A 15870-nucleotide genomic window follows, 5' to 3' on the forward strand; every position below is an offset into this window, starting at 1 on the left:
GATCGCCCGGCCACCGGCCACGCCCCGGTCGTGAACGTTCACTGTCCTCCGTGCAGCGAGCACGCACAGGGGAGAGGCAACTCATGGGTCATACCGAAGCCGATCTTGCGCAGGTGCTGCACACCGGCCCCTTCCACCTGGCGCTCCGGGCCGCGCTGGCCGTGCGCGGACTGCCCCTGCACCGCGTCCAGCACCACCTCGCGCACCGCGGCATCAAGGTCGGGGTGACGAGCCTCAGCTACTGGCAGCAGGGAGCCCGCAGACCGCAGCGCCCCGAGTCGCTGCGCGCCGTCCGAGCGCTCGAAGACGTCCTGTCCCTCCCCGGGAACTCCCTGGTCAGGCTGCTCGACAGCGGCGAGAACAGCACGCGTTCCGATGTGGAGCGACCGGCGTCGCGCTCCTATCGCGCCCTGCTGGAGGTGTCGGACACCGTCGAGCGGCTGCTCGCCGACCTGGAGACGCCCGCCGACGGCGGACTGCACACCGTCGGCCACCACGAAAGGGTACGGATCGGGGCCCGGCGGCAATTGCTGGCGCGGGAATCGCAGCACGTCGTCCGCGCCCATCGGGACGGCGTCGACCGCTACCTCGCCATCCACCACGGCGAACTCGGGTGCGATCCACAGCGGATCGAGGTCAGCGCCCGGGAGAACTGCCGGCCCGGACGGGTCCGCTGGGACCGGGAGACGGGGGTGGTCATCGCGGAACTCCTCTTCGACGCCCGGCTGCGCGCCAGTGACACGTACCTCTTCAGCTACGGGTTCGAGGACGGAACGGGGGGCGAGAGCAGCGAGTACGTACGGGGCTTCACCTACGCCGGCGGCCAGTACGTGCTCCAGATCGCCTTCGACGAGGGGGCACTGCCGGTGCGCTGTCGACGGTTCGCACAGGCCACGACCGGGGCGCCGCGCGGCGCCCGGACGAATCTGACCCTCAGCGGCCAGCACCGCACGGTCCATCTCGTCGAGCAGGGGGTGCGGCCCGGGATCCTGGGCATCGACTGGGACTGGGACTGAGCCGTGGGCGGCACGTCCGTGCCCGTGCGGACGCCCGACAGGGGCCGCCCGCGGCTACGGGAGCGGGCACCGACCGGTTCCCGGGGTGGCGTACCGGTCGGCTCTCAGACCTGGGGACCGGCGATCAGCTGCCCGTTCTCGACCCTGATCGGCACTTCCGGGAGCGGTACGGTCGCGGGCCCCTGGAGCGCGGTGCCGGTGGTGACGTCGAAGCGGCTGCCGTGGCAGGGACAGTTGCCCTCGTTGGCCACGATCTTGTCCAGTACACAGCCCGCGTGGGTGCACTGGGCGCTGAACGCCTTGTACTGGCCCTCGGCGGGGCAGCTCACGAGGAGGCGTTCCTCGCGGTAGAGCTTGGACCCGCCGACCGGGACGGCGTCCGCCGCACCGAGTTCCACCGATGCGGTGGGAACCGGGTTCTTGGCGTGTCCGAGCTTGGACTCGGTGGAGCAGGCGGCGACCCCCAGACCGGCGGCCCCGGCGAGGGCCGCGCCTTTCAGCACGGTGCGACGGGCGGCTGGGGAGTGGCCGGGCATGAGGGCTCCACGGTTTCGATCATGAGGCGGGGTGTCGCGTGGGCGGTCGGTGCTGCGGCCGTGGCGACAGAGCCGACAATACCGACGCCGGACGCTCACCCGTCGAGCGGGCTCCCCTCCCCGGCCCGAGTCTCACGAGCCCCATGCGTTACTTTCGGTCGGTGATCGTCGTCGCCGGAGAGTCCCTGATCGACCTCGTCCCCCACCCCGAGGGAACGGGACTCGCACCCCTGCTCCCCCGCCTCGGCGGCGGACCGTACAACACCGCGGTGGCCCTGGGGCGGCTGGGCGCACGGGTGGCGTTCTGTTCGCGCATGTCGACGGACGGCTTCGGTGACGCCCTGCTCGCGGGGCTGCACGGCGCCGGTGTGGACACGTCCCTCGTGGTGCGCGGCCCCGAGCCGACGACGCTGGCGGTGGCCACCGTGGGCGCCGACGGCTCGGCCGGATACACGTTCTACGCCGAGGGCACTGCCGACCGTCTCTTCGAGCTGCCAGCGGCCCTGCCCGACGAGGCCCGCGCGGTGGCCCTGGGCACCTGCTCGCTGGTGCTGGAACCGGCCGCGACCGACTATGAGGCCCTGTTGCGGCGGGAGGCCCGGCGCGGCCTGGTGACCCTCCTCGACCCCAATGTGCGGCCCGGTCTGATCCCCGACCCGGATGCGTATCGGAAGCGGTATTCGAGCTGGCTGCCCGATGTGTCACTGCTGAAGCTGTCGGAGGAGGACGCCCGATGGCTGGGGGGTGTGCCGCAGGGTCCCGGGGCCGTGGTGCTGACGCGGGGCGCGGCGGGTCTGACCGTATGGACCCGCCAGGGCGTGGAGGTGTCGGTTCCGGCCGCTGCGGTGAAGGTCGTGGACACCATCGGTGCCGGCGACACGGTGAATGCCGCCCTGCTCCACGGTCTGGCGACCCGTGACGCCCTCTCGCCCCACGCACTGGCGGCCCTGGACGCCGACGGCTGGCGCGAGGTACTGGAGTTCGCCGCCCGCGCGGCGGCGGTGACGTGTTCCCGCTCCGGTGCCCAACCGCCGTACGCGAGCGAACTGGACGGAAGATGACGTCCTCCCCGCCGTGAAGGGGCGGGGGCGGGGCGCCACGGGCCGACGGCGTTCCGTTCTGGCTGCCTGGATCGAAGGGGGTCAGCGGGGTCAGCGGGCCGATGCCCGATGGAGATCGCACAACAGGGCGATCTCCGCCCCGTGGTGCAGCAGTTCCTGGTTGACCCACCACACGATGTCGATGAACGGCTCTTCCGCGTCACTGCCATGGGGGTAGGTGCAGTGGCCCACGGTGTCCAGTGCGGTGTCGTCGGCGCTCGACAGCACGCGACGCCAGGCGGCGGCTCCCGCGCCGAAGGCCGCCATCGCCCCCGCCGCGTCCGCGTGCACCGGGTGATCGTCCCTGGTCAGGGCACGGCTGCCGGTGGTGTGGTCGGCACGCAGGGTCAGCATCTCGGTGAGGTGGCTGAGGCGCCATGCGATGGTCGTGAAGGGCGGCGGCCAAGGGTGCGGGTAGGCCGCTGCGTCGCGCCCCCACTCGCCCGCACCGGCCAGGAGCGTCGCCCGCGGCCCCGGCCCGTCAGCGCGTCGCCGCACCGACCAGCAGTCCGGCACCGGCTCCCAGAGGTACTCGCCGTCGGTCATGGGGCCGACCTCGGTGTCCGTCCCGTCACCGCTGTCCATGACGGGACCCGCCATGCGGTTGGCGAGGCGCTCGTGGGCGAAGTCGAACTGCTCCAGCAGAGGAGCCAGACGGGGTGGGATCACGGCAATGCTCCAGGGGACGAACCGGTCGGCTGAGGCGGAGGCGCGGTCCGCAGACCGTGAGCGTGCCACACCGTGCCCGGCGGCGCGGCCCGGTCCTCCTGGCGGCTCCACAGCATGACGACGTACGGACGTACGGTCCGATCGGGTCTCTCGTGCCGCCGTTCCCACGGTCGGGACGGCACGAGGCACCGGTCCCGACCGGCGAAGTGCATCCGCCGGTCGGGACCGGGTCTATGCCTTACGGGCGCGGGCGGCCTTCGCCGCGGCCGTCTTGCGTGTGGTGGCCGTCTTGGCAGCCGTCTTCGGGGCGGCAGCACTCTTGGCCGTGCTCTTGGCCGCCACCCCCTTGGTCGCCGTCTTGGTCGCCGTTTTGGTCACCGTTTTGGCGGTCGCCTTGACGGGCGCCTTGGCAGCCGTCTTCCTCGCCGGGGACTTGGCGGCCGTCTTGCGCCCGCCCGATCGGGTCTGCGGCACCGCCGCATCGCTGATCCGGTCGGCGTCCAGGATCTCCCGCAGAAACTTCCCGGTGTGGCTGGTCGGCACTGCGGCGACCTGCTCGGGAGAGCCCTCCGCGATCACCAGACCACCACCGCTACCGCCCTCGGGCCCCATGTCCAGGACCCAGTCCGCGGTCTTGATCACATCGAGGTTGTGCTCGATGACGATGACCGTGTTGCCCTTGTCCACCAGCCCCGAGAGGACAGTGATCAGCTTGCTGATGTCCTCGAAGTGCAGTCCGGTGGTGGGCTCGTCGAGCACGTACACCGTGCTGCCCGTGGAGCGCTTCTGGAGCTCGGAGGCCAGCTTGACCCGCTGGGCCTCACCACCGGAGAGCGTCGGGGCGGACTGCCCGAGACGGACGTACCCGAGGCCCACCTCGTTCAGCGTCTTCAGATGGCGGGCGATGGTCGGCACCGCCTCGAAGAAGCTCAGGGCCTCCTCGATCGGCATGTCCAACACCTCGGCGATGGACTTGCCCTTGTAGTGGACCTCCAACGTCTCCCGGTTGTAGCGCGCGCCGTGACAGACCTCGCACGGGACGTAGACGTCCGGCAGGAAGTTCATCTCGATCTTGATCGTGCCGTCGCCGGAGCAGTTCTCGCAGCGGCCCCCCTTGACATTGAAGGAGAACCGGCCCGGGAGATACCCGCGGACCTTGGCCTCCATCGTCTCGGCGAACAATCTGCGGACGTGGTCGAAGACACCGGTGTACGTCGCCGGGTTCGACCGGGGCGTCCGCCCGATGGGTGACTGGTCGACGTGGACGACCTTGTCGACGAGGTCATCGCCATCCACCCGGGTGTGCCGGCCGGGGACCGACTTCGCACCGTTGAGCTCGCGCGCCAGATGCGTGTAGAGGATGTCGTTGACCAGGGTGGACTTGCCCGAGCCCGAGACGCCCGTGACGGCGGTCAGCACCCCGAGCGGGAACGCGACGTCGATGTCCTGGAGGTTGTTCTCGCGGGCGCCGTGCACCGTGAGCTGACGTGTGGGGTCGACGGGCCTGCGGATCTCGGGGGTCGGAATGGACCGCTTCCCCGCGAGGTACTGCCCGGTCATCGACTCCTTGTTGGCGAGGAGCTCCTTGAGCGGTCCGGAGTGCACCACCTTGCCGCCGTGCTCACCGGCCCCGGGGCCGATGTCCACGACCCAGTCGGCGACCTTGATCGTGTCCTCGTCGTGCTCGACGACGATGAGGGTGTTGCCCATGTCACGAAGTCGTACGAGCGTCTCGATCAGCCGGTGGTTGTCCCGCTGGTGCAGACCGATGGACGGCTCGTCGAGGACGTAGAGCACCCCGACGAGTCCGGAGCCGATCTGGGTCGCGAGCCGGATGCGCTGTGCCTCACCGCCGGAGAGCGTGCCGGCGGCGCGGTTCAGCGAGAGGTAGTCGAGACCGACGTCGACGAGGAAGCGCAGCCTCTCGTTGACCTCCTTGAGCACCCGCTCGGCGATCTTCTTGTCCCGGGCGTTCAGCCTGAGCCGGCCGAGGAAGTCGGCGCAGTCGCTGATCGACATCGCCGAGACCTCGGCGATCGACTTCTCCATCACCGTGACGGCGAGGACGATCGGCTTCAGCCGCGTGCCCTGACAGGTCGGGCAGGGGACCTCGCGCATATAGCCCTCGAAGCGCTCCCTGCTGGCGTCGCTCTCGGCCTCCTGGTGCCGCCTGCGCACGAACTGGACGGCGCCTTCGAATGCGGGAGTGGTGTAGGCGCGCTCCCGGCCGTACCGATTGCGGTAGCGGACCTCGACCTGGGTCTTGTGCCCATGCAGCAGGGCCTTCTTGGCGCGCTGCGGCAGCCCGGCCCAGGGCATGTCGGTGGAGAATCCCAGCGCCTGCGACAGCCCGCCGATCAGGCGCCCGAAGTACTCCTTGGTGTGGCCGTGGGACCAGGGGTGGATCGCCCCCTCGTCGAGCGACTTGTCCTCGTCGGGGACGATCAGCTCGGGATCGACCTCCATGCGGGTGCCGATGCCGGTGCAGTCGGGGCAGGCGCCGAACGGAGAGTTGAACGAGAAGGACCGGGGCTCCAGCTCCTCGAACGACAGGTCGTCGTACGGGCAGTACAGGTGCTCCGAGTACATCCGCTCGCGCTCGGGGTCGTCCTCGGGCAGGTCCACGAAGTCGAGGACCACCATGCCGCCGGCGAGACCGAGCGCGGTCTCGACGGAGTCGGTCAGTCGCCGCTTGGCGCTGTCCTTGACCGTGAGGCGGTCGATCACCACCTCGATGGTGTGCTTCTCCTGCTTCTTCAGCGTCGGCGGCTCGGCGAGCTGGATGGTCTGCCCGTCGACCCTGGCCCGGCTGTACCCCTTCGTCTGGAGGTCGGCGAAGAGGTCGACGAACTCCCCCTTGCGCTCGCGCACCAGCGGTGAGAGCACCTGGAAGCGACTGCCCTCGGGCAGCTCAAGGACCCGGTCCACGATCGCCTGCGGCGACTGGCGCGAGATGGGGCGCCCGCACTCGGGACAGTGGGGCTTTCCGATCCTGGCGAACAGCAGCCGGAGGTAGTCGTAGACCTCGGTGATCGTGCCGACCGTGGAGCGGGGGTTGCGTGAGGTCGACTTCTGGTCGATGGAGACGGCCGGAGACAGCCCCTCGATGAAGTCGACGTCGGGCTTGTCCATCTGCCCCAGGAACTGGCGGGCGTAGGAGGACAGGGATTCCACATAGCGGCGCTGGCCCTCGGCGAAGATCGTGTCGAAGGCGAGCGAGGACTTGCCGGACCCCGAGAGCCCCGTGAACACGATGAGGGAGTCACGGGGGAGGTCGAGCGAGACGTTCTTGAGGTTGTGCTCGCGAGCGCCACGGACGATGAGACGGTCGGCCACGCCGGGTCCGCACCTTTCTAGAGAGACCTGGAAGAGCTGGAGAAGCTGTCAGAGCTGCAAGTGATCGAAGGAGGTCCTGAAGGTCAGGGGCAGGACGAGGGAAACGAGGGCGGCTGCCCCGATCCGGACTGCTCCAGCCTTCCAGCGTAAGGCGGACCGTCAAATGCGTCGGAAACCACCTGATGAACGCCGAACCGATGCTCCGTCGATGCTGACCGGACGCGTACTGACGGCTGGCCACTGACGGCTGCTGACGGGACTGACGATGCTGGACCAGGGCCTGACGACCAAGGATGCCTCTCCCCAGGCTATAGCACGCACATTCGATTTACGGCCATCGGAAGCCTCCTTCACCCGAATGAGTGGCCGGGCTAGGGTCGGGCGCATGATCGATCCGCTACGTGACCTGGCCTCCGTCCACGACGCGACCGAGCGGCTGCTCAGCGCCGCCGGCTCCCTGGACAACGCCCTCCTCGCCGGACCGTCACGGCTGCCCGGCTGGAGCCGCGGCCATGTGCTCGCCCACCTGGCCCGGAACGCCGACGCCCTCGTCAATGTCCTCGAAGGGCGCCCGATGTACGAGAGCGCCGCGGCCCGCGACGACGACATCGAGCGGGACGCTCCTCGTCCGCTCACCGCACAGCTCGACGACGTCCGCGACAGCGCCGCCCGCCTGGGGGCCGTGGGCGCCCGCCCCGCCGAGTGGAACCGCACGGTCGAGCTCCGCAACGGCGTCACCGACTCGGCGTCCCGAGTGCCCTTCCGTCGGCTCGTCGAGGTCGAGCTCCACCACGTCGACCTGGATGTCGGCTACGAGCTGGAGGACCTGCCCGCCGACTTCACCGCCCGGGAGATCGCGTTCCTCACCGACCGGTTCACGGGCCACACCGGGGTGCCCCCGATCCATGTGATCGCAGCCGCCGGCACCGGTGAGTGGCACACGGGAGGCACCGAGGGGAAGCGGGTCACCGTCGAGGGCCCCGCACCCGTCCTCCTGGGATGGCTCGCAGGTCGGCGCACCGGAACCGAACTGGCGGAACTGTCCGTACGCGGCGATGCTCCCGGCGCCGCTCCGCCCGTACTGCCCCCGCTATAGGCTGCCCACCATGACGTACAGCGGTGTGGTGAAGGTCGGCGGTCCCGCGGACGTGCACGAACTGACCGATCTGATGATCTCCAAGGTCGCGGTCGGTCCGATGGACAACAACTGCTATCTGTTGCGCTGTCGGACGACCGGGGAGCAGTTGCTCGTCGACGCGGCCAACGACGCACAGACCCTGCTCCGGCTGATCGGGGACGACTCCATCACCTCGGTGGTCACCACGCACCGCCACGGCGACCACTGGCAGGCGCTCGACGAGGTGGTCGCCGCCACGGGTGCCCGCACCTACGCCGGCGCCTTCGACGCCGAGGGCATCCCCGTCCCCACCGACGTACGGGTGAACGACCGGGACACCATCCGGGTGGGCCGGGTGGAGCTGACCGCCCGCCATCTCGTGGGGCACACGCCCGGGTCCATCGCCCTGATCTTCGACGATCCCCACGGCCACCCCCACGTCTTCACCGGTGACTGCCTCTTCCCCGGCGGCGTGGGCAACACCCGCAAGGACCCGGAGGCGTTCGCCAGCCTCCTCCACGACGTGGAGACCAAACTCTTCGCTCCGCTGCCGGACGAGACCTGGGTCTATCCGGGACATGGCAAGGACACCACGCTGGGCGCGGAGCGCCCGCACCTGCCCGAGTGGCGCGAACGGGGCTGGTGACAGCTCCACCGGTCTCGTACATCAGGCCGGCAGGGTGGCCGTCACCACCAGCCCGCCGCCCTCGCGCGGGGTGGCGGTGACCGTCCCGCCGTGCGCACGGGCCACCGCCCGGACGATCGAAAGACCGAGCCCCGCGCCCTTGGCGCTGACCAGCCGATCGGCGCCCAGCCGACGGAACGGTTCGAACAGGGCAGGGATGTCGTACGACGGCACCACCGGGCCGGTGTTGGTCACCTCGATCTCGGCAACGCCGTCGGCCCCGGTGCGGCTGACGACGTGCAACACACCCCCGATGCCCGCATTGTGACGGATGCCGTTCTCCACGAGGTTGTGCACCATCCGTTCGAGCAGCAGGGCGTCACCCATGGTGAAGGCCTCCTGCGCACACTCGTGCACGGTGATCCCGGCTTGGCGCGCCTCCGCCCCGGTCTGGGAGAGCACGTGGGTGACGATGTCGGCCAGATCGACCGGCAACCGATCGGCGATCTCGTTCTCCGAGTCCGCGAGCAGCAACAGCCCGCTAATCAACCGCTCGTGTCGACTGTTGATCTCCAAGAGGTTCTCGCCGAGTTGTTGTACGTCGTCGGAGGCAGACTTGCGGTGCATGGCCACCTCGACGAGGGCCCGGCCCAGGGTGAGCGGAGTGCGCAGCTCGTGGGAGGCATTGGCGACGAAGCGGCGTTGGCCGTCGAAGGAGCGGTCGAGGCGCTCGACCATGGTGTCGAAGGTGTCGGCCAGGTCCTTCACCTCGTCGTCGGGCCCCTGCAACGCGATGCGTTCGTGCAGTCCACGGCCGGCGGCGGGGGCCGCTGCGATGCGCCGGGCGGTCTCGGTGACCCGGTGCAGCGGTGCGAGCACCCGACCCGCCACCAGCCAGCCGACGACGGCGGCCGTACCGCCCACGACGCCCAGGGCGACGCCTCCCTGGGCGAGCAGGGAGGTGACGGCCGCGTCCTGGATCACTTCCCGCTGCTCCTTGAGCCAGACGCCGGGCGCGTCGCTGGGAACGGCCTTCCCATTGCGGTCGTAGAGGGTGGTCCGGGTGGCCTTGGGAGGTGGCGTGCTCAGCGGATCGGAACTCGATGCGGGGGACGGAGTGGCCTGGTTCAGCGACTTCTCGATGATTCTGGGGCTGACCCGGTTGAGCTCCTGGTTGAAGAAGACGTAGACCGTTGCGAGGATCACCACCCCGGCGACCATGAAGAGGCCGCCGTAGATCAGGGTGAGTCGGGTCCGCAGGCGCATCCGACGCGGTCCGCGCCTGCGCGTCCAGTGCTTTCGGACAGCGGGCTTTCGGATACCGGCGAAGCTCATGGGATGCGGTACCCCGCTCCGGTGACCGTTTCCACGACGGGCGGGTCGCCGAGTTTGCGGCGGAGCTTGAGGACGGCGAGGCGCACGGCACCGGTGAAGGGGTCGGCGTGTTCGTCCCACGCCTTCTCCAGCAGCATTTCGGCCGACACCACGGCGCCTTCCGCCCGCAGCAGTTCGCTCAGGACGGCGAACTCCTTCCGGGACAGGGGCACATAGCGGCCGTCCCGGAACACCTCGCGCCGCGCGGGATCGAGGCTGATGCCGGCCCTGCGCAGAACGGGCGGCGCGGCGGGGCGGGAACGGCGTCCGAGCGCGTGGATCCGGGCGGAGAGCTCCGCGAACGCGAACGGCTTGGTGAGGTAGTCGTCCGCGCCCAGCCCCAGGCCCCGCACCCGGTCCGCGACGTCGGCTGCGGCGGTGAGCATCAGTACGCGGGCGGCGGCTGTGGAGTCGACGAGCCTGCGGCACACCTCGTCCCCGTGGACGACGGGCAGGTCGCGGTCGAGGACGATCACGTCGTAGTCGTTCACCGCGGCCCGCTCCAACGCCGCGGCGCCGTCGAGCGCGATGTCGACCGCGTGGGTCTCATCGCGCAACCACTCCGCGATGGCATCGGCCAACACGGGTTCGTCCTCGACCACCAGCACGCGCACGTACGGCTCCCTTCCCCTGGTCCGCCGTTTCCGAGTCCCGCGCGCCGAGTTGGTCGACCGGGTGCGAGGGATGGAGGTCTCCATGGTGACCGGCGGGGTGTTTCCTCGCCGTTAGGGAGGGATGCGCCCGAGGGGAAACGGCGAGGAAACGAGGGGCGGCGTTCCATCTGACGCAGGCGGCCGGAAGGTCTTCGGACCGCCGTGGTCCGAGGAGGAGACGACCCATGCGATCACGCACCCGTACCGCGCTGGCGGTGCTGCCGTTCGTGCTGGCCTTGGCGTTGACCGGATGTTCGGCCGATGACGAGGGCAAGAAGGTGGCCAGCGCCGAGGGCGGGAAAGCCGGCTCGGCCGCACCGGGTAGTGCCCGGGCGAGCTTGAGCCCGCAGGAGATGGGCGTGAAGTTCGCCCAGTGCATGCGCAAGAACGGCGTCGACATGGAGGACCCGAAGGAGGGCCGTGTCGTCGTGATGCAGAAGAAGGAGTCAGAAGCCGCCATGCAGAAGGCGATGGAGAAGTGCCGGGAGTTCCAGCCGCAGGGGCCGGGCTCCGGGCAGAAGGCCGATCCGAAGGCGGCAGCGGCGATGCAGAAGTACGCGACGTGCATGAGGAAGAACGGGGTGGAGAAGTTCCCGGACCCACGGCCCGGCGGCGGTCTCCAGATGGACAGGGCCATCCATGACGACCCCGACTTCGCTGCGGCCGAGAAGGCGTGCAAGAAGCACCTGGAGGCGGAGCACCGGCGGGTCGAGGAGAAGAACCGGTGAGCGGCGAGCCCGGTTCGCCCGCGCTGCACGAGCAGACGTACGGAACGGATAACGCCCCGACCAACACGGGCCTATCAGCCGCATCAGCCGCATCAGCCGCATCAGCCGCATCAGCCGCATCAGCCGCATCAGCCGCATCAGCCAAGAATGCCGACCCAGCAGCCGACTCGGCGGATCCGTCCGATGATGTGACGCCCGTGATGCCCGTGACGGCAGCGGCGGACGGGGTACGAAAGACCGGTCCCCGACGCCGGGGCAGACGTAGGGGGACCCTCCTGGTCGCCCTGGCCGCACTGACCGCGGGCGGTGCCGTCACGGCGGCTGCGCTCGGCCTCGGGGACAGCGGCGGCGCATCCGACGGCGAGAGCGAAGGCGGGTTGCCGCCGAACACGACGCAGGTGACCCGGCAGACCCTCCGCGACGTACACCGCGCGGACGGACAACTCGGCTACGGGCAGGCGACCACGGCGTCCGGACGCGCCCCGGGCACCATCACCGATCTCCCGCAGACCGGCGACCGCATCGGTCGGGGCAAGCCGTTGTACGAGGTGGACAACCGTCCGGTGACCCTGATGTACGGCTCGCTCCCCGCGTACCGCGCCCTCGGTGCCGGCGTCGAAGGCCCGGACGTGAAGCAGTTGGAGCGCAATCTCGCCGCACTCGGGCACACCGGCTTCACCGTGGACGAGGAGTTCACCGATGCGACCGCCGACGCGGTGAAGCAGTGGCAGGAGGACGTCGGCCTGGAGGAATCGGGGCGGGTGGACCTGGGCCAGGTGGTGTTCGCCCCGGGCGAGGTACGGATCGACGGCCTGGAGGCCGAGGTGGGCGGGCAGATCGGCCAGGGCGGCAGGGTCCTGTCGTACACCGGACTGACCAAGGCCGTCACCGTGGAGTTGGAGGCGAGCGACCAGCGGCTGGCCGCCGAGGGTTCGGCGGTGACGGTGACGCTGCCCAACGACGCGGTGGTGCAGGGCAAGGTGACGCAGGTCTCCACCGTCATCGAGGCGGCCACGGGCCAGCAGGAGGCGCAGACCAAGGTCGAAGTGGTGGTGGGGCTCACGGGCAAGAAGGCCCAGCAGGCCGCCGACTCCTACGCCCTCGCCTCCGTGAACGTCGACTTCGTCGCGCAGACGCGCAAGGACGTGCTGACCGTGCCCGTCGCCGCGCTGCTGGCGCTGTCCGAGGGCGGCTTCGGCGTGGAGGTCGTCAAGGACGGCACCTCCTCGTACGTCGCGGTCACCACCGGGCTGTTCGCGGACGGCCGGGTGGAGATCACCGGGACGGGCATCGCCGAGGGCACCGCGGTGGGGATACCGAAGTGATCTCACTGAGGGATGTGAGCAAGGTCTATCCGGGTCCGGTGGTGGCGCTCAACGGAGTGTCCGTGGACATCTCCCGGGGCGAGCTCCTGGCCATCGTGGGGCCGTCCGGGTCGGGGAAGTCGACGATGTTGCACGTACTGGGGACGCTGGACCGGCCCAGTACCGGGCGCGTGCACATCGAGGGACACGAGGTCGGTGCGCTCTCCGACCGCCAACTGTCGGCCCTGCGCGCGAGCCGGATCGGTTTCGTCTTCCAACAGTTCCACCTCGCAGGGGGCACCACCGCACTCAACAACGTCGCCGACGGGCTGCTCTACTGCGGACTGCGCCCCGCCGAGCGCCGCCGCCGGGCCGCCGCCGCGCTGGAACGGGTCGGCCTCGGCCACCGGATGGACCACGAGCCCCACGAGCTGTCCGGTGGGGAGCGCCAGCGGGTCGCCATCGCCCGGGCGGTGGCCGGTGACCCGGCTCTGCTGCTCGCCGACGAACCGACCGGCGCGCTCGATTCCGTATCGGGGGAGGGTGTGATGCGCTTGCTGCGCGAGTTGAACTCCGCGGGTACCACCGTGGTGATCATCACCCATGACCGGGAGATCGCGGGATCGCTGCCCCGACAGATCAGGATGTTGGACGGTCGGATCGCCGAGGGCAGCGCGGGGGTGGCGCCATGACCTCCTCCACGGCCCCGCCACCGGTCGACGCGGTGGCGGCACGCGATCCGAAGCCGCCCGGTGGCGCCTCCCCCGGACCACTGCGACCGGCCCGGTTGCGACCGCGGGACGTCCTCAAGGTCGGGGCGGTGGGCCTGCGGACCAGACCGCTCCGGGCCTTCCTCTCCGCGCTCGGCATCGCCATCGGCATCGCGGCCATGATCGGGGTCGTGGGGATCTCGTCCTCGTCACGCGCCGAGCTGGACCGTACGCTCGCCGCGTTGGGCACCAATCTGCTGACCGTGTCACCGGGGTCGACGATGACAGGCGACGCGGCGCAGTTGCCGGCGGACGCCGAGGCGATGGTGGCCCGGATCGGCCCGGTGGAGTCCGTCTCCGCGATCGGTTCGATCGAGGGCGTGAAGGTATACCGCAGCGACAAGATCCCGAAGGTGGAGACGGGCGGCCTCGCGACCTACGCCGTACGTGAGGACCTGCCGTCCACCGTGGCGGCGGAGGTCGCCAGCGGGGTCTGGTTGAACGCGGCCACCAGCCGCTACCCCGCGACCGTCCTCGGCTCGTCCGCCGCTGAGCGGCTCGGGTTGGGGCGTGCGGGTCCGCGGACCCGGGTGCTGATCGGCGGGGAGTGGTTCACCGTGGTCGGCATCCTCAAACCGGCCGCGCTCGCTCCCGAACTGGACACGGCCGCGCTGGTGGGCTGGTCGGCGGCTCGGGTGCGGCTGGGATTCGACGGACGCCCCACGACCGTCTACACCCGCGCCGAGAAGGGTGCGGTCGCGGACGTACGCGCGGTCCTGGGGTCCAGTGCCCATCCCGAGGCGCCCAATGAGGCGGAGGTCTCACGGCCGTCGGACGCGCTGGCTGCGGAGCAGGCGGCGGGGAAGGCGTTCACCGGCCTGTTGCTGGGGCTCGGTGGGGTGGCGCTGCTGGTCGGCGGGGTCGGGGTCGCGAACACCATGGTGATCTCGGTGTTGGAGCGCCGGGCGGAGATCGGTCTGCGCCGCTCGTTGGGGGCGACGCGGGGGCAGGTCCGCACCCAGTTCCTGGCGGAGTCGCTCCTGTTGTCCGCGCTGGGGGGCGCGGGTGGTGCGGTGCTGGGGTCGGCGGTGACGGCCGGCTTCGCGCACTACCAGGGTTGGCCCGTGGTGGTGCCGGCCTGGGCGCTGCTCGGCGGGATGGGTGCGACCCTCGCGATCGGCGCGGTGGCGGGCCTCTACCCGGCCGTGCGGGCCTCCCGGCTCTCCCCCACGGAGGCTCTGGCCTCGCCGTAGGCGATGTGGTGGCCAGGGGTTCGCCCGGGGGACGGGGCCGGGCGGACCTCGCGGGCGAAGGGCTCGGGACGCACGAACGGGGGCGGACGGCTTCGTTGCCGTCCGCCCCCGTCGTGTCAGGGCTCAAGACCTTCAGGTCTGAACGCTGTCCTTGTCGTCGTCCTTGGCCTTGGCGGTCGGCTCTCCGGCCTCAAGCGCCTCGGCCGCTTCCCGCTCGGCCTGCTTCTTGGAGGCGATCAGGCTGGTGATGGTGGTCACGATCAGCACACCGCAGATGACGGTGAGAGAGAACGGAATGGAGATCTCGGGGACGTGCACCCCGTTCTCGTGCAGAGCGTGGAGCACCAGTTTCACGCCGATGAAGCCGAGGATCACCGACAGGCCGTAGCTGAGGTGGACCAGCCTCTTCAGCAGACCGCCGATGAGGAAGTACAGCTGGCGCAGACCCATCAGGGCGAACGCGTTGGCCGTGAAGACGATGTACGGGTCCTGGGTCAGACCGAAGATCGCGGGGATGGAGTCCAACGCGAACAGGATGTCGGTGCTGCCGATGGCGAGCATGACGACCATCAGGGGGGTCAGGACGCGCTTGCCGTTGACCTGGATGAAGAGCTTCGTGCCGTGGTAGCGGTCGGCGACGCCGAACTTCTTCTCGATCGACTTCAGGAGGCGGTTCTCCTCGAAGTCGTCCTCCTCCTCATCGGAACGCGCTTCCTGGATGAGCTTCCAGGCGGTGTAGATGAGGAACGCACCGAAGATGTAGAAGACCCAGGAGAAGCTGGCGATGATGGCCGCGCCGGCCGCGATGAAGATGGCGCGCAGCACCAGGGCGATCAGCACACCGATGAGCAGCACCCGCTGCTGGAGGTGTGAGGGCACCGAGAACTTCGCCATGATCAGCACGAAGACGAAGAGGTTGTCGACACTCAGCGACTTCTCGGTGATGAAGCCCGCGAAGAACTCTCCTGATGCCTGGCTGGTGCCGAAGATCATCAGGCCGATGCCGAACAGGATGGCTAGCGCAATCCAGACGATGGTCCAGATTCCGGCTTCTTTGATCGACACGTCATGGGGCTTGCGCCCGATGAAGAAGTCGACCGCGATCAGGGCTGACAGACCGAGGATGGTCAGCAACCACAGGGTGAATGAAACGTCCACTGCGCCTCCGGCGTCGTACGGCTCTTTGATCAGCGTCGTCGCTGCCGGAGGTCTCTTCCACCCGGGCGGTCCTAGCCGCTCAGGCCGACGCCCCGGGACCAATGGTGATCCGTACTGACGGGTACGTCGCAGCCGGGAATACTCCCCTCCGCTCACGGGAGCCTACAGGAGCCACCAAGGAAAGGTAAAGAGGATGGTAAAGGAAGGTTCAAGTTCCCTGCTCAGGCGGCTTGCTCTGGTCATGACCACGATGTCGCCGACTGACGTTTCCCATCCGGGAGTTCCTCAAAA

Annotated in this window: 14 protein-coding genes; 8 read left to right on the forward strand and 6 right to left on the reverse strand. The window is 69.7% G+C overall.

Going from position 1 to position 15870, the window contains the following annotated elements; genetic code table 11:
- The first annotated feature begins 83 nt into the window (after positions 1-83).
- On the forward strand, positions 84-1016 hold the full coding sequence (locus tag ABZ348_RS08475) for a hypothetical protein (RefSeq protein WP_358930665.1): 933 nt from the start codon (positions 84-86) through the stop codon (positions 1014-1016).
- 104 nt (positions 1017-1120) lie between these two features.
- Here ABZ348_RS08475 and ABZ348_RS08480 read toward each other — a convergent pair whose 3' ends face one another.
- Positions 1121-1552 carry a Rieske (2Fe-2S) protein gene (locus ABZ348_RS08480; protein WP_358930667.1) on the reverse strand — a complete coding sequence of 144 codons (432 nt, stop codon included), beginning with the start codon at positions 1550-1552 and terminating at the stop codon, positions 1121-1123.
- Positions 1553-1713: 161 nt separating this feature from the next.
- On the opposite strand from ABZ348_RS08480, the gene ABZ348_RS08485 reads away from it, so the two are divergent.
- Complete coding sequence (locus ABZ348_RS08485; protein ID WP_358930669.1) at positions 1714-2613, forward strand: carbohydrate kinase; 900 nt, start codon at positions 1714-1716, stop codon at positions 2611-2613.
- A 90-nt stretch (positions 2614-2703) separates the two neighbouring features.
- Here ABZ348_RS08485 and ABZ348_RS08490 read toward each other — a convergent pair whose 3' ends face one another.
- Positions 2704-3321 (reverse strand): DinB family protein, encoded by a 618-nt coding sequence (locus ABZ348_RS08490; RefSeq protein WP_358930671.1) that lies wholly within the window; start codon positions 3319-3321, stop codon positions 2704-2706.
- Positions 3322-3552: 231 nt separating this feature from the next.
- Complete coding sequence (gene uvrA / locus ABZ348_RS08495) at positions 3553-6657, reverse strand: excinuclease ABC subunit UvrA (protein ID WP_358930673.1); 3105 nt, start codon at positions 6655-6657, stop codon at positions 3553-3555.
- Between the two features lie 385 nt (positions 6658-7042).
- Between uvrA and ABZ348_RS08500 the strand changes: the two genes are divergently transcribed.
- The gene (locus ABZ348_RS08500) at positions 7043-7753 is read left to right on the forward strand and encodes a maleylpyruvate isomerase family mycothiol-dependent enzyme (protein WP_358930675.1); all 711 of its coding nucleotides are present in this window, start codon (positions 7043-7045) and stop codon (positions 7751-7753) included.
- Positions 7754-7763: 10 nt separating this feature from the next.
- Positions 7764-8420 (forward strand): MBL fold metallo-hydrolase, encoded by a 657-nt coding sequence (locus tag ABZ348_RS08505; protein WP_358930677.1) that lies wholly within the window; start codon positions 7764-7766, stop codon positions 8418-8420.
- 21 nt (positions 8421-8441) lie between these two features.
- On the opposite strand, the gene ABZ348_RS08510 is transcribed toward ABZ348_RS08505, so the two are convergent.
- Both ABZ348_RS08510 and ABZ348_RS08515 read right to left on the reverse strand, forming a co-directional pair.
- A complete protein-coding gene (locus ABZ348_RS08510) occupies positions 8442-9665 on the reverse strand; it encodes a HAMP domain-containing sensor histidine kinase (RefSeq protein ID WP_358930679.1) in 1224 nt (407 codons plus the stop codon).
- 65 nt (positions 9666-9730) lie between these two features.
- Positions 9731-10387: a response regulator transcription factor gene (locus ABZ348_RS08515; RefSeq protein ID WP_358930681.1), complete on the reverse strand. Its 657-nt coding sequence runs from the start codon at positions 10385-10387 to the stop codon at positions 9731-9733.
- 224 nt (positions 10388-10611) lie between these two features.
- On the opposite strand from ABZ348_RS08515, the gene ABZ348_RS08520 reads away from it, so the two are divergent.
- Genes ABZ348_RS08520 through ABZ348_RS08535 form a run of 4 tightly spaced genes read left to right on the forward strand, consistent with a single transcriptional unit; the run spans position 10612 to position 14421 of the window.
- Positions 10612-11154: a hypothetical protein gene (locus tag ABZ348_RS08520; RefSeq protein WP_358930683.1), complete on the forward strand. Its 543-nt coding sequence runs from the start codon at positions 10612-10614 to the stop codon at positions 11152-11154.
- On the forward strand, positions 11151-12479 hold the full coding sequence (locus ABZ348_RS08525; protein WP_358930684.1) for a peptidoglycan-binding domain-containing protein: 1329 nt from the start codon (positions 11151-11153) through the stop codon (positions 12477-12479). The genes ABZ348_RS08520 and ABZ348_RS08525 overlap by 4 nt, the downstream gene beginning before the upstream one ends.
- The gene (locus tag ABZ348_RS08530) at positions 12476-13150 is read left to right on the forward strand and encodes an ABC transporter ATP-binding protein (RefSeq protein WP_358930686.1); all 675 of its coding nucleotides are present in this window, start codon (positions 12476-12478) and stop codon (positions 13148-13150) included. Before ABZ348_RS08525 ends, ABZ348_RS08530 begins: the two co-directional genes overlap by 4 nt.
- Positions 13147-14421, forward strand: a complete 1275-nt coding sequence (locus tag ABZ348_RS08535; protein WP_358930688.1) for an ABC transporter permease — start codon at positions 13147-13149, stop codon at positions 14419-14421. The genes ABZ348_RS08530 and ABZ348_RS08535 overlap by 4 nt, the downstream gene beginning before the upstream one ends.
- Positions 14422-14553: 132 nt before the next feature.
- Here ABZ348_RS08535 and ABZ348_RS08540 read toward each other — a convergent pair whose 3' ends face one another.
- On the reverse strand, positions 14554-15579 hold the full coding sequence (locus ABZ348_RS08540) for a TerC family protein (protein WP_358930690.1): 1026 nt from the start codon (positions 15577-15579) through the stop codon (positions 14554-14556).
- Positions 15580-15870 lie beyond the last annotated feature (291 nt).

Origin of the sequence: Streptomyces sp. NPDC005963 (assembly GCF_040638655.1) — a bacterium.
Lineage (GTDB): Bacteria > Actinomycetota > Actinomycetes > Streptomycetales > Streptomycetaceae > Streptomyces.

Coding starts and splice junctions, on each gene's coding strand:
- ABZ348_RS08475 (WP_358930665.1), top strand. CDS start 84: ATGGGTCATACCGAAGCCGATCTTGCGCAGGTGCTGCACACCGGCCCC.
- ABZ348_RS08480 (WP_358930667.1), bottom strand. CDS start 1,552: ATGCCCGGCCACTCCCCAGCCGCCCGTCGCACCGTGCTGAAAGGCGCG.
- ABZ348_RS08500 (WP_358930675.1), top strand. CDS start 7,043: ATGATCGATCCGCTACGTGACCTGGCCTCCGTCCACGACGCGACCGAG.
- ABZ348_RS08505 (WP_358930677.1), top strand. CDS start 7,764: ATGACGTACAGCGGTGTGGTGAAGGTCGGCGGTCCCGCGGACGTGCAC.
- ABZ348_RS08510 (WP_358930679.1), bottom strand. CDS start 9,665: ATGCGCCTGCGGACCCGACTCACCCTGATCTACGGCGGCCTCTTCATG.
- ABZ348_RS08520 (WP_358930683.1), top strand. CDS start 10,612: ATGCGATCACGCACCCGTACCGCGCTGGCGGTGCTGCCGTTCGTGCTG.
- ABZ348_RS08535 (WP_358930688.1), top strand. CDS start 13,147: ATGACCTCCTCCACGGCCCCGCCACCGGTCGACGCGGTGGCGGCACGC.